The following is a 14,153-nucleotide window of genomic DNA, read 5'->3' as shown; positions in this document are numbered from 1 at the left end:
GTTTAACAAGGTGTACTTTTATAAATCTGAATTAACTTCATTTTCTGTTACTACTATTACTCATCTTCTACTTCTATTCTTTTCTTCTCTCTTGCAATTTTTAAAAACTCTAGCAACTCTGGATTACTATTCATTTTTTTGTAAGCCACTGACATTTCTGCCACAAAATTAGAATCATATAATTCTTTATATACAACTTCTGTTTTATATAACTTATTTGCCGATACGGGTATTACTGTAATTCCAATCCCTGCCGCTACAAGCCCCATAACTGTTTGATACTCTGTTGCTTCTTGTACAATACGTGGACTAAATCCAACTTCTCTGCAAAGAGATAAAATTGTATCATACAAAGCTGGCCATACTGGTCTCGTAATAAATACAAACGGCTCATCTCGTAAATCTTCTATATGTATTTCATCTTTCTCTGCAAGTGGATGTGCCTTTGGTAAACATAAGGTACAAGATAACCTTTGAATTGGCTCTAATTCTAATAATTGTGTTGGAATTGGTGGACGTAAAAAGCCAATATCAATACGGTTATCATGAAGTGCATGAACTTGATCTGGTGTTGACAATTCATGTAATGCAACAGACACTCTCGGAAATTTCTTTCTATATTCCCTAACAATTGATGGTAAAATATCATATATCGCCGCACCTACAAAACCAATTGAAAGTGATCCTACTTCTCCCCTTTGCGCACTTTGTGCAACTTCTACTGCTTTTTCAATTTGTTCAAACGCTTTTTTTACTTCTTTTAAAAACATTTCTCCTGCTTCTGTTAGTTCAACCTTTCTTTTCGTTCTTGAAAATAATGTAACTCCCATTTCTTTTTCTAATTGCTGTATTTGTTGACTAAGTGGTGGTTGTGTCATTTGTAAACGAGCAGCTGCCCGTCCAAAGTGTAACTCTTCTGCCACAACAACAAAATATTGCAAATGCCGTAATTCCATTTTTGGACACCCTTTTCACTTTCGATTAATATGTCTAATATATTAATAACATATAATTTATATATTAGACAAATATTTTGAATGAACGTATAGTAGAAATTGTTAATTCTTTTTTACAATTTTTATGTAAAAAAAGAAAGAGGTGGTTACTGTATGAAATGGTGGAAGTTAAGCGGACAAATTTTGTTACTATTTTGTTTCGCTTGGACAGGTGAATGGATTGCAAAACAGACACACCTCCCAGTTCCAGGAAGTATAATCGGTATTTTTTTATTATTAATTTCGTTAAAATTTAACCTAGTTAAAAAAGAATGGATACAGGACGGAGCAGATTTTTTATTAAAAGAACTTATTTTATTTTTCATCCCTTCTGCAGTCGCTGTCATACGTTACAGAGATACATTAACACAATATGGAATCGATCTCATTTTAATTATTATGATTAGCACTCTTTGCGTTACCTTAGTTACAGGACTTTTAACAGAATTGCTACTAAAGCGGAAAGGATCAACGCAATGATCGGATTTCTTTGTTTATTATTAACACTATTCACATATTGGATATCAAAAAAAATGTATCAACGTTGGAATTGGAGTCTACTTTCTCCTCTTCTCGTCTGTCCCATTATTTTAATTGCTTTATTGCTCGGATTAGATACACCTTATGAAACATATGAATCTGGTGGTCACTGGTTAACTGAATTATTAAAGCCCGCAACAGTTGCTTTTGCATGGCCAATCTATAAATATTTTGATTTATTAAAGAAACATGGAATGGCTATCTTACTTAATGTCATTGTCGGTTCGTTTTTATCAGTTATTACTTCAGCACTACTAGCAAATTATTTTCAAATTGATTCATCACTAGAACATAGTTTAGCGCCACATATCGTAACAACACCAATCGCAATGGCTATTTCAGAAATGATTGGTGGTATGTCACAATTAACTGCTGTATTTGTCGTTTTAACTGCCTTAACAGGAGCATTGCTCGGTCCTTCTCTCATACGTATTTGCCGTATTAAAACAGCAATCGCAAAAGGTATTATGTTAGGAACAAGCGCAAATGGAACCGGTACATCAAAAGCATTCGAAATCGGTCCTGTGGAAGGAACAATTGCAAGTTTATCCATGCTTTTAACAGCAGGCGCTAGTTTAGTTATCGTTCCGCTTTTCTTGTCTTGGATACATTAAAGAAGCAAGTATTTACATACTTGCTTCTTTATCTATATATTGGCACAGCAATTCATAATCCTCTGGAAAAGCTAAACACAATTGTTCAACTTCATGTATCCCTTTCCAAGCAATTTCATGTATTAACTCATCAGGATCTTGGATTTTCATATTACCGCCTATTTGTTTAACAAAATAATAATGGACATACACTGGAACACCGTATGTAATACCCTCTTTTTCATATATTTTATTTACCACTTCCACATTGTAACCTGTTTCTTCCCAAACTTCCCTGATACAACATTCTTCTAGTGTCTCTCCCTTTTCAAGTCCTCCACTTGGGACAGACCATCTTTTTTCTTCTCCCTCTTTGCCCTGCAGTACCATTAAAACTTCATTTCTTTCATTTACACATACCGCTGCACTACCTATCCATCTCTCCATAAACATCCCTCCCCTACTAAAATTCGCCCTCTTTATTATTTTCCCCTTGAAAAAAGAGGAAAATAATAAAACAATGACGAAAAATTACATCAACTTCATAGACAATCCTTGTTTAGAAATTAAAACTGGAAGGATGAAAATATGATTTCTAATTATGTTGTGGAATGTGTCTTTTGTGAAGAAAATCGAAAGGCTCGCCAAGCTATTGTCACAGTTCCCGCGACTACTCAGCTACTAGCCATTGAAAAAGTGCGTGCGGAATGCAAACGTCGCTTCGGAAAAACTGTATTATTACAAACAGAAATTAAAGAAAAAATTGTTTTTGAACAAAAAGAAAGCCGACCATAAATTGGTCAGCTTTCTTATCCGATCATATTTTCACATGAAGATTAGGGGCATCCTCTTTAAGGATCGGGATTTTCCCATTATGTACGTTCCATAATGGTCATCGAACAATATATTTCTATGCAATTAACTATTGAATAGAATAGGGCAAAACTTGTTCGCATTTTTAGAAAAGGGATAGGGATATAATTCAAGTAGTACTTCGAATACTCGAACTTTACACTCATAATATTAAAACAAATCCTTTTATATGGGAAATATGAATTACCTACATAATTCATTCGTAAAATATATTAATAGTTTGCTATATTAATTTTATCCCGCTATTTGTAAGCAGTAACCCCCTACTTATTATAATTTCACCTTACTCTATCAATAGCATACATCCAGCTAAAACCGGTGTCATAATCATCGAAAACCTCAAAAGCATTCGCGGTGCATAATTTGTAAACTTCGCGCCAATATATGCCCCTAACATGGTCCCAATTAATACTTGCAATAACAATATATAATCTAAATATCCTTCCGAACTATATCCTAGACCGCCTCCAATTGCAATCGGTAATATAACAAGCATTGTTGTCCCTACAGATTGCTGAATCGTTAATCCCAATAGAACCATTAATCCAAGCTGAATAAACGGTGCAGAACCAATCCCAAATGAACCAGCCATCATTCCAGTAACTAATCCAAGGCATATACATTTCAACAAGTAGTTCATGGAAAACTCTTTATGCTTATATAAAGATGACTGTTCTTTGTTTTGGAACATAATTAATTTAATAAACATAAAAATTGCCGATAAAAATAACATCCCAGCTGTAAACCAATGAAGAAGATGTGCTGGTATAAGTGAACCAAATTTAGAACCAATATAAGAGCCAATTGCGCCAAATCCCCCAACAATCCCGCCTATAATAAGTGCTACATTACCTTCACGGTAATGACTGACAACACCTGATAATGTCGTAAACGCCATTGCAGTTAAAGATGTTGCAAGAGCAACATGAATAGGAATATGAAATACTAAAGTGAGTATCGCGATAATAAACCCAGCTCCTCCAGCTCCAACAAATCCTAATAAAATACCCATTACTAACATTGTTATAATAATTGCCACAGACTTTCCCTCCAGTAACACAATTATCCATCATATTTATCCTTACATACAAATAAAAAGCACCCTAGATGGATGCTTTTTATTTCAATGATATGTACTTAATCTTGATTAATCAAAATGACCGCTGGACCAGCTACTACTACTCCAGCTACTTCTATTTTTTCAAATTCCTTTACTGTAATAGATATAACTCCTTCTCTTTCCATCAATTCTTTACTCAGGACATCAGTCGGGATTGCTTTCACCGTCTTACCTCCTTTTCATTTATACAATATGATAAAGTGAAACTTTCATCAGTGGGGTTTTTGTCCGTACTTATTGATTATTAACCCTCACCAATCGGGCGAATAATCGCCCAATGCATCTATATATATGCATCACCTCCGCTTTCATTCCTTATTCCACTCAAAAACCTTCTCCCCCTTCCTTGACATATTGAAAAATAAAAAAGAAGCTATAACATATAGCTTCCCTCCACGTTTCTTTAATCTTTATGCACCGTATATTCCATGACTTTACCATCTCTATCAAATTGTAAAATAAGCTGTTCGCTATCTATTGGGATAAAGCCACGTTCAGTCCCAAGATAATACAAAGTGATAACTCCTTCTCCCCCACTTCTCGTTTCCGTTGGGGCTCCTAACAATTGTGTAATTTCTTCATTTGATTTCCCTTTTAATTTATATTTTTGTAATAGATCATCTACCATATGTACCCGCTTATCTGCATGATTTAACCATCTATTTTGATTAAACTTTGATGTATATTCATTTACACTTAGTTGTACAGTGCACACTATTAATGGTATGAGTGCTACTATTAACCCCCCCAACATTTGCTTCTTTTCTTCATTACGATTTTTAGAAACATATAAAATAGCCCTTTGAATCATGACTAATAAAACAAATGGTATGAATACTACAAAAATGCTCCTTACACTTAAGGGTATATGGACCATATCAATGACGAATATAAATACAATGTACATTACTATATATAAACAAAAAGAGACATACAAAATGCCACGTAGCATAGCGTTCAGAAAGATCTCCCCTTTTAACTCACTATATAATTCATCCGGCTAATCATTTCTTGAATCTGTTCTAATTCTTGCACTGTATATACTACTTCCCCTGCTAATATTTCATTTCTAAAGAACGTTACAATTTGCTCCCGATCTTTTAATCTAGGTGTTTCCTCACTAGAAAGGTCTACTATTTCTTTTCCATTTTTATTATAAAAATATACAACTGGTTTTACTTTTTCTTTTATACTATTGGCCTGCATTTCTTTCAAACCACTGTATAAAATTTGAGATAGTTTCTTCGCCCTATATACTGGATTCCCTTCATTTTTCACTTGTATAGTTGACGAATCTTTACCTACTATATATTCAAATGTCTCTTCTTTTTCAACTTCTTGTTGATACTTACCCATTTCATCAATCATAAATGAATATATACCAGCATTTTCTTTCGTTAAACCATGAATTAATTTCTCTTCCCATTCTTTCGTCTCAAGTAGATAAATACCAGTTTTGCACAAGATGAGATGATGGATTCGATTATCGTTTATTTCACTATTATTTTTAATAAAAACATTCGGCATGATTTGAATTTCAGCATCTAATATGGTGCCTTGCTCTATGAATCCTCGTTTCATATAATGTAATGTTTCGTACGTATTCATTTCAGCGCCGTTTTTAGTATATTCTCGTAGATTTGCAATTAGTTTTTGAAACATATGTATTTCGTTATTATGTTTATTTTGCATTTCACTACGTTCTTTACTATGCTGCACAGCTAATTGATTTTTCATCATACGCATATTTTCAATTTCTCTATTTGCACTTACTTGTAAATCATTGTATTTTTTCTGTTCCATATTTTTTAAATTATTTTGTTGTTCTTTATGCTCTATCACCGTAGCTGCAATTTCATTTTTATACGTTTCAATCGCTTGTTTCTTTTCAAATTCTACTTGCTGACTCTCTGATTCTAACTGTTTATTTTTATAAAACAGCACAAATACTACAGCTAATAATATTAAAACCGCACCTATTAGCACATAATTCATATTTTTACCCCTTTATTTCATTTTCGATTATTTTTTTATAAATATATCTATTATAGTATACTATGGTTTCGATATAGACTTTGTAAAAGTTGTATATTTTTAATAAAAGGCACCTCTGACGGGGCACCTTTTATTTTCACTCTATTGTACACCATACTGAATATAACTTGGATCATAGTATATCCATTGATTTGTCCCTAAGCAAAGCCATCCATCTTGCTTACTCCATACTCGATACGATTCACCATGATGTAACTGTCTTATAACATTTCCATTTAATGATGGAGCATCACGCAAATTTACATTATCACCAGTAATAGTCGCCACATAATGTTTATACTGAATATAACTCGGATCATTATATACCCACTGATTTGTCCCTAAACAAAGCCATCCATCTTGTTCTCCCCAAACTTCATATGTTTCGCCACGATTCAATTGGCGAATTACACTAGACTGCAAAGATGGTCCACTTCTCAAATTCACATTATCTCCATTAATTATAGCAACCCCGTACACTGGAGTTGCATTATTAGGCGGGGAAACATTACCTCCACCACTTGCTCCATTCCCTTTTAAAGCTTCTAATGAAACTGCAGCTGATACATCACAATTTCCTACGCCTGAAATTTGTCCAGAATCTGTGTACTGCCACGCTGTCCACGTTGTCCATCCACCAGCATCAGCAGGCGGTGTACTCGAGTATTTAGCAATCCAAAGCGGTATATCACTTAATCCGCTAATTCCGAACTCATTAATATACCAAACTCCTGTATATAACATTACATCTTTTCCAGTAGCCTGTTTCACATAATTTATGAAGCTTCTTGCCCAATTCGATATAGCGTTACCAGTTAAATTACTGTTACTCGGATCTATTGGTGATTCTAAATCCAGAACTGGCATTAAGTCTGTCTGGTTATTTTGTAATATACTCACAAAATATTTTGCCTCTGAAATTGCATCATTTTGTTCTGGGCGCGCAAAATGGTATGCACCAATTAATACATTCGCATTTCGTGCTGCTTGTACATTCTTAGTAAAAGTAGGATCAATGTAGTTTACACCTTCTGTCGCTTTTGCATACGCTGCTGGAATTCCAGATGCCTTCACTGCATTCCAATCAATATTCCCTTCCCAATGAGACACATCAATAAACGTAACATTTGAACTTGATCTGTTTTGCATATAAAATCTCCTATCATTTTTTTACTTCGTATACATACAATATGTACAAGTTTCATAAGAGGACACGACATTTATGCTATAGAAACAAAGAGTAAACATATTTTGTATACAAAATAAAAAAGACCTTGTATTACAAGGCCTTTTGCAAACTCACTTTATTTTGTAGCAAATACATATTATAATACAAACCTTGCTCACTTAATAATTCTTGATGTGTCCCTCTCTCTACTATCTCTCCATCATGCATCACAAAAATTTGATCCGCATCTTGAATTGTAGATAACCTATGCGCAATGGCTATCGTCGTTCTACCTTTTCGCATTTGTTGCAACGCTGTTTGAATAGCCTCTTCTGTTTCTGTATCGATATTAGCTGTTGCTTCATCTAATACTAATACTTTCGGATTCGTTGCTATCGTTCTAGCGAAAGCAATTAATTGTCGTTGACCGCTTGAAAATGCTGCACCTCTTTCTACTACTTCTGTTTCATACTGTTTTGGTAACTTTTCAATAAACGTATTCGCTTGCACAAATCGAGCAGCTTCTTTTACTTCTTCATCCGTAATTTCTTCATTATACATACGAATATTTTGCTTTACATTTCCAGCAAATAAAAATGCATCTTGCAATACGAGTCCTATTTTCTTTCTAATCTCTCGTTCTTCAAATTTTTCTAAATCTACACCGTCTATTACAATATTTCCTGACTTAATATTATAAAATCGCATTAACAAATTCATAATCGTACTTTTTCCGCTACCAGTATGCCCAACAAAAGCAACCGTTTGCCCTTGTTTCACGTGAAATGATACATTTTTTAAAATGTCACGCTTTCCATCATATGAAAAAGTAACATTTTTAAATTCAATATCTCCATCCACGATTTGAGGATTCTCATTACCTTTTTGAACCGGTGCTAAATCTTTCTCGTCCATTAAATGAAATACACGTGATGACGAAACAAGTGCCTGTTGGAAGAAGGACAATTTCATCATCATCTCATTTACAGGTTGGAAGAAACGATGTATATAGTTAACAAAAGCATATAAAACTCCTACTTCAACAGGGCTCTTTAAAGCATCAATCCCAAATAAACCTAGTACTAACGCAATAGCTACAATATGTACTAAATCCGTAGCTGGTCGTAAAAGTAATGCGTCTAACTTCAAAGTACGTCGCCCTGCACTATAATGTTTATTATTCACTTCTTCAAACTCTTTTCTCATACGTTTTTCTTGTCTGAACACTTGAACAATATTCATTCCTTGTATGGACTCGTTCAACTTTGCATTTAACACGCTTAGTTGATTACGTACTTCTAAATAAAAAGCTGCACTTTTCCGGCGATATAATACCATAATCGCAAACATTATCGGAATTAATACGAGAGAAAATAGCGCTAATTTTACATCTAATAAAAACATCGCTACTAAAATACCTACTAAAAAGACTACATTTTTTACAAATGTTGATAATACACTGACATAAAAATCTTTAATCGCTTCCGTATCATTTGTTATACGCGATACAAGTGTACCAATCGGCGTACGATCAAAGAAACTTAATGACAGCTTTTGAACATGTTCATATACTTCAACTCGCATATCTTGAACAATCTTAAAAGCAATGTTCTGAAAGTACAATAGATTTAAATACGTAAATAGTACTTTTAATAAATGAGCAACTATGTAAATTACAAATAAAGTAACGAGCGCTGATCGTTCAAAATCCCGCGGTACTAGGTGTTCATCGAGGAATTGTTTAATTAAAAAAGGACCCATCATTTCCGTTACTGTCGCACCAACTAAAAAGATAAATGCTAAAGATAGTAACCCTTTATATGGCTTCATATAGGAAAGCAATCTACTTAAATCACTTCGCTTCTTCTCTACCATCATACGCCTCCTTTCTCGACTAAAGCTTCTAATTGCTGGCTTTCATACATTTCCTTATACCAGCCGTTTTCCTTCATTAATTCCTCATGTGTACCTCTTTGTACAATTCTACCTTCATCAACAACAAGAATAAGATTGGCATGCTGAATTGCACTTAATCGGTGTGCAGTAATAATCGTCGTTTTCCCTGCTCTCTCCCTCTTTAAGGCACTTAAAATCGTCTCTTCTGTTTTTGCATCTACCGCTGATAAACAATCATCCAAAATTAAAATTTCAGCATTTGTTAATAAAGCACGAGCAATAGAGATTCGCTGTTTTTGACCACCAGATAACGAAACACCTCTTTCCCCTACTACTGTTTCATATCCTTCTGAAAATTGGAGGATGTCATTATGAATACAAGCAATCTCTGCTGCTTGGGTAATTTCATTATATGTAGCATCCGCCTTTCCAAAGGCAATATTCTCGCCAATACTTGCTGAAAATAAAAAATGATCTTGCGGCACGTATGAAATGGCAGAACGGACACCATGAAGTGTTATATCTCGAATATCTCGCTCCCCAATTTTTAATTCACCACTAAAATGATCATACTCACGGATTAAACATTTTAATAAAGTCGTTTTCCCTGCGCCAGTACGTCCTACAACTCCTAGCGTTTCGCCCTTCTTCAAATCAAAGTGAATATCGTTTAAATGTAACAATTCATTTTTCTTATACGAAAATGAATCAACGGCAAACGAAACATTACCGCTCGCTATTGTATGTACAGCATTTTCGCTATTTACTACATCTGATTTTTGTGAAAGAATTTTTTCTACACGGTCATATGAAGCACGCCCACGCTCCATAATATTGAATAACCATCCAAACGCTAACATTGGCCAAACGAGGGTACCTAAATATGTCGTAAATGTAACGAGATCACCTACTGTTAATTCACCTCTTACAACTAATACCGATCCGTAACATACTGCGATTAAAAAAGAAAATCCAACGATAAGAGAGATTGTCGGATCAAATAACGAATCAATACGTGCAACTAACACATTTTTATGTACAACATCTTCTGATTTTCTTCGAAACGCCTGTAAATCTTCTTTCTCTTGTCCAAGCGAGCGAATCACTTTCATTCCACTCATACTCTCTTGCACTTTATCATTGATTTCCGAAAACGATTGCTGTGCTTTATGAAACCTTTTATGTAATAAAGTTCCATAATAATTTGTCGAAATAGCTACAATCGGCATTGGAATTAAACTTAATAATGTTAACTTCCAACTAATTGTAAAACCCATCGCTACGAGTACACATCCTCCGACAGCTAATGAGTCAACAAGCGTCAAAACACCTGCTCCAGCAGTTTGCTGGATCGCTTGAATATCATTGGTCGCATGTGCCATTAAATCACCTGTCCGATTTGACTGATAGAAAGATGGACTCATCTTTGTAAAATGTTCATACAAATTTTTTCGTAATTGGCGAGCTAATTTTAATGAAGACCCGAAAATCATAATACGCCATATGTAACGTAATATGTACATCGTAATACCTACAATTACTAATAGTACAACCCATTTTAGTAACTTATCGGTCGTCAATGTTCCATCATTAATTTCATCTACAACGATTCCAATTACTTTTGGTGCTACAAGTTCTAAAAGTGCAACGCCAAACAATAAAATAATTCCAGTTATGTACGCTCGTTTTTCTTGTTTAAAAAACCACGCTAAATTCATAAACACTTTCATTTTTTTCCTCCTCCCTTAAAATGAGCGATGTTTTCAGTTTACCAAAGATACAGAATTTTTAAAAGTTTTAAAAACTATAACTAACAAAAAGAAAGACACTCTTAGCGAGTGTCTTTTAGCGCTTATTTCATTTGTTGCTTGTTCATTGCGCTCATCATTTGATTGATTTTCTTTTGGGAAGGTTTTTGTCCCATTTGCATCATCATCATTTTTAACATTTGTTCGTTAATTGGTGGATTTTTTTGTAAGTAATTCATCATGTATTTGCGGGCAATGAAAAATCCTAACGCCACGCCTGCTACTAGTGCTACTACGCCCACTAGAATACCTAACCAAATTGGCATATATTTTCCTCCTTCATGTTGTCTACCTTACAGTGTACTAAAACCTTTTCAATAAGACAAGATACAATTCGACATTTTTTACACATATGTTCGTACTTGTTTTAGAGGATTCAGCCATCCGTACTTTGTATTTTCATAATCCATAGCTAAAAATGTTAATTCACACTTTCTTAACACCTCAAAGAACGTCGTTTCCATAGAGACATTTCCAGAGGTATTCATACGAATATAGTGCGGTTTCACCATTATTTCGCCGTACTCCGCTCCCGTATAAAGTGTATGTGTATGATGTGTTCTATCATATTTACCAAGAACGCGCAAAGCTTGTTCTAATTTATGATGAATTTTCATTACTTGCAATGGCATCGTTATATACATCATTTGCTTATATAACACTTTTTTCTCCGAAAGGGACCCAGATTCTGAAAATCGAGCAAATAAATCAAAAAACAAATATTCACGACCAAAATAAGCTTTCGCAATATCCTCTTGAATTAAATACAATTCATACGTTTTCATTTTTCCACTCCCAATCTGGACAACCTTTTCTCTTCATTATATATAAGAAAATTTGCAATGATTGTCTGACTGCGGAGAGATAAAAAACTTTTTCTGTCGAAAAAACTCATTTACATAGAAAAACCTCTCCATGCCGGAGAGATTTTTCTGAAATCATTAAAGCATTTCTTTTACTTTACGAACAACGTTCTCTACAGTAAATCCATACTCTTCCATAATCTTCTCACCAGGAGCAGAAGCACCGAATGTATCGATACCTAACACATCTCCTTCAAGACCTACGTAACGGTGCCATCCGAATGTAGCACCCATTTCGATTGCGAAACGTTTTGTTACTGCTTTTGGTAATACAGATTCTTTGTACTCTGCAGTTTGAGCTTCGAAGCGATCCATAGATGGCATGCTGACAACAGCTGCGTCAACGCCGTCTACCGCTAATGCTTTTTGAGCTTCAACAGCTAGGCTTACTTCAGATCCAGTTGCAAGTAAGATTACGTCAGCCGTTTCTTTCTTGCTTGCAGAAACTACATATGCACCTTTTGCTACTTTTTCATACGTATCATCTTTTGCACCTTCTAATGTTGGAAGGTCTTGACGAGTTAATATTAAAGCAGTTGGTTTGTTTGTAGATTCTAAAGCTAGTCTCCAAGCTGCAACAGATTCGTTACCATCAGCAGGACGGATAACAGAAACGTTTGGCATTGCACGAAGCGCTGCTAATTGCTCGATTGGTTCATGTGTTGGACCATCTTCACCAACAGCGATACTGTCATGTGTGAATACATACGTTACTGGCAATTGCATTAATGCTGCAAGGCGAATTGCTGGACGTAAGTAATCAGAGAATACGAAGAACGTACCACCGTAAGTTTTTAAACCACCATGTAGTGCAATACCGTTCATTGCTGCACCCATTGCGAACTCACGTACACCGTACCAAATGTTTTTACCGCTGTAATCATCTCTTGTAAAGTCTTTTTCGTTATTCATGTATGTTTTGTTAGAACCAGCAAGGTCAGCAGATCCACCGAAGAATGATGGTACAGACTCTGCAATTGCATTAATTACAGCACCAGAAGAATTACGAGTTGCTGCTTTTGATCCTAATTCATAAGTTGGTAAGTTTTGCTCCCAACCTTCTGGAAGTTGACCGTTCATTGCTGCTTGGAATTCGTTTGCTAATTCTGGGTATGCTTGTGCATATTCACCTAGCATCGTGTTCCACTCAGCTTGCGCAGTTTCACCAACATCTTGTACTGTTTTACGGAAGTTGTCATATACTTCTTCTGCTACGTGGAAGTCTTGCTCAGCAGTCCAAGCATATGCTTCTTTCGTTAATTTTGTTTCTTCTACACCAAGTGGAGAACCATGTGAAGCTGATTTTCCTGATTTGTTTGGAGAACCGAAACCAATTGTCGTTCTTACTTCAATTAGCGTTGGGCGTTTTTCGTCAGCTTTCGCTTCTTCAATTGCTTTCGCGATTGCTTCAATATCGTTTCCATCCTCAACACGGATTACTTGCCATCCGTATGCTTTGTAACGATCTTCTACACTTTCAGAGAATGAACGATTTAAATCGCCATCTAATGAAATATCGTTTGAATCGTAAAGCACAACAAGACGACCTAATTGTAAATGAGCAGCTAATGAAGATGCTTCAGCAGAAACGCCCTCCATTAAATCTCCATCACCACAAATAGCGTATGTATAATGATCTACTACATTATACGCATCACGGTTATATTTAGCAGCTAAATGTCTTTCAGCCATTGCCATACCTACAGCAGTTGCAATACCTTGTCCAAGTGGACCAGTCGTTGCATCTACACCAGCTGTATGACCGTACTCAGGATGTCCTGGAGTTTTGCTTCCCCATTGACGGAAGTTCTTTAAGTCATCCATTGTTACATCATAACCAGATAGGTGAAGTAGGCTGTATAATAACATTGAACCATGACCTGCAGATAATACGAAACGATCACGGTTAAACCACGTTGGGTTATTTGGATTGTGTTTCATAAATTGAGTCCATAATGTATAAGCCATTGGTGCTGCACCCATTGGCATTCCTGGGTGACCAGAGTTTGCTTTTTCAATCGCATCGATGGATAATGTGCGAATCGTGTTGATAGAAAGTTGTTCGATTGAATGTGACATGCTATTCTTCCCTTCGCTTATATTAGTAAACGTTTTATACATTTATATGATAGCTTCCCACGCAAGATTATACAACATGTATCGACAAATATGTTGATATTTTTTTGATTTTTTATAAAAAAATCAATGTTTCCGGGAATGTATGGGCATTCAATATGACATACTTTTTCATTATTTTTATTTT

Annotated in this window: 15 protein-coding genes; 3 read left to right on the top strand and 12 right to left on the bottom strand. The window is 35.2% G+C overall.

The genetic code is table 11. The annotated features are described in order from the left end of the window. Nucleotides 1-56: 56 nt before the first annotated feature. The gene (alsR, locus tag ACTFO4_RS06325) at nucleotides 57-956 is read right to left on the bottom strand and encodes an acetoin biosynthesis transcriptional regulator AlsR (RefSeq protein ID WP_000423234.1); all 900 of its coding nucleotides are present in this window, start codon (nucleotides 954-956) and stop codon (nucleotides 57-59) included. 153 nt (nucleotides 957-1,109) lie between these two features. On the opposite strand from alsR, the gene ACTFO4_RS06320 reads away from it, so the two are divergent. Together ACTFO4_RS06320 and ACTFO4_RS06315 are read left to right on the top strand one after the other, a co-directional pair. Then, nucleotides 1,110-1,475 (top strand): CidA/LrgA family holin-like protein, encoded by a 366-nt coding sequence (locus ACTFO4_RS06320; protein WP_017673070.1) that lies wholly within the window; start codon nucleotides 1,110-1,112, stop codon nucleotides 1,473-1,475. Continuing rightward, nucleotides 1,472-2,149 carry an LrgB family protein gene (locus ACTFO4_RS06315; protein ID WP_000578954.1) on the top strand — a complete coding sequence of 226 codons (678 nt, stop codon included), beginning with the start codon at nucleotides 1,472-1,474 and terminating at the stop codon, nucleotides 2,147-2,149. The genes ACTFO4_RS06320 and ACTFO4_RS06315 overlap by 4 nt, the downstream gene beginning before the upstream one ends. 12 nt (nucleotides 2,150-2,161) lie before the next feature. On the opposite strand, the gene ACTFO4_RS06310 is transcribed toward ACTFO4_RS06315, so the two are convergent. After that, nucleotides 2,162-2,575, bottom strand: a complete 414-nt coding sequence (locus tag ACTFO4_RS06310) for an NUDIX hydrolase (RefSeq protein WP_000442982.1) — start codon at nucleotides 2,573-2,575, stop codon at nucleotides 2,162-2,164. 141 nt (nucleotides 2,576-2,716) lie between these two features. Between ACTFO4_RS06310 and ACTFO4_RS06305 the strand changes: the two genes are divergently transcribed. Next, a complete protein-coding gene (locus ACTFO4_RS06305; RefSeq protein WP_000625222.1) occupies nucleotides 2,717-2,923 on the top strand; it encodes a DUF3903 domain-containing protein in 207 nt (68 codons plus the stop codon). Nucleotides 2,924-3,284: 361 nt separating this feature from the next. On the opposite strand, the gene ACTFO4_RS06300 is transcribed toward ACTFO4_RS06305, so the two are convergent. From ACTFO4_RS06300 to tkt, 10 genes are all read right to left on the bottom strand, one after another. Beyond that, nucleotides 3,285-4,040 (bottom strand): sulfite exporter TauE/SafE family protein, encoded by a 756-nt coding sequence (locus ACTFO4_RS06300; RefSeq protein ID WP_059303518.1) that lies wholly within the window; start codon nucleotides 4,038-4,040, stop codon nucleotides 3,285-3,287. Between the two features lie 98 nt (nucleotides 4,041-4,138). Continuing rightward, the gene (locus ACTFO4_RS06295) at nucleotides 4,139-4,285 is read right to left on the bottom strand and encodes a BC1881 family protein (protein ID WP_000644411.1); all 147 of its coding nucleotides are present in this window, start codon (nucleotides 4,283-4,285) and stop codon (nucleotides 4,139-4,141) included. Nucleotides 4,286-4,524: 239 nt separating this feature from the next. Then, nucleotides 4,525-5,073: a hypothetical protein gene (locus ACTFO4_RS06290; protein ID WP_017673069.1), complete on the bottom strand. Its 549-nt coding sequence runs from the start codon at nucleotides 5,071-5,073 to the stop codon at nucleotides 4,525-4,527. Between the two features lie 23 nt (nucleotides 5,074-5,096). Next, nucleotides 5,097-6,116: an NERD domain-containing protein gene (locus tag ACTFO4_RS06285; protein ID WP_001110280.1), complete on the bottom strand. Its 1,020-nt coding sequence runs from the start codon at nucleotides 6,114-6,116 to the stop codon at nucleotides 5,097-5,099. A 141-nt stretch (nucleotides 6,117-6,257) separates the two neighbouring features. Then, nucleotides 6,258-7,304 (bottom strand): GH25 family lysozyme, encoded by a 1,047-nt coding sequence (locus ACTFO4_RS06280; RefSeq protein ID WP_001181393.1) that lies wholly within the window; start codon nucleotides 7,302-7,304, stop codon nucleotides 6,258-6,260. 130 nt (nucleotides 7,305-7,434) lie between these two features. Further along, a complete protein-coding gene (locus ACTFO4_RS06275) occupies nucleotides 7,435-9,198 on the bottom strand; it encodes an ABC transporter ATP-binding protein (protein ID WP_440013028.1) in 1,764 nt (587 codons plus the stop codon). Next, complete coding sequence (locus ACTFO4_RS06270; RefSeq protein ID WP_098771707.1) at nucleotides 9,198-10,949, bottom strand: ABC transporter ATP-binding protein; 1,752 nt, start codon at nucleotides 10,947-10,949, stop codon at nucleotides 9,198-9,200. The genes ACTFO4_RS06275 and ACTFO4_RS06270 overlap by 1 nt, the downstream gene beginning before the upstream one ends. A 122-nt stretch (nucleotides 10,950-11,071) precedes the next feature. After that, a complete protein-coding gene (locus ACTFO4_RS06265; RefSeq protein ID WP_001123317.1) occupies nucleotides 11,072-11,293 on the bottom strand; it encodes a YneF family protein in 222 nt (73 codons plus the stop codon). A 78-nt stretch (nucleotides 11,294-11,371) separates the two neighbouring features. Continuing rightward, nucleotides 11,372-11,812, bottom strand: coding sequence for a sporulation inhibitor of replication protein SirA (sirA, locus tag ACTFO4_RS06260; RefSeq protein ID WP_000860645.1), 441 nt, complete (start codon nucleotides 11,810-11,812; stop codon nucleotides 11,372-11,374). Nucleotides 11,813-11,968: 156 nt separating this feature from the next. Next, nucleotides 11,969-13,969, bottom strand: coding sequence for a transketolase (tkt, locus tag ACTFO4_RS06255; protein ID WP_098771706.1), 2,001 nt, complete (start codon nucleotides 13,967-13,969; stop codon nucleotides 11,969-11,971). Nucleotides 13,970-14,153: the final 184 nt, after the last annotated feature.

The organism is Bacillus cereus group sp. MYBKT14-1 (assembly GCF_051915185.1).
GTDB lineage: Bacteria > Bacillota > Bacilli > Bacillales > Bacillaceae_G > Bacillus_A > Bacillus_A cereus.
The sequence above is the reverse complement of the archived record's forward strand: the minus strand, read 5'-3'. Positions and strand labels throughout refer to the sequence as shown.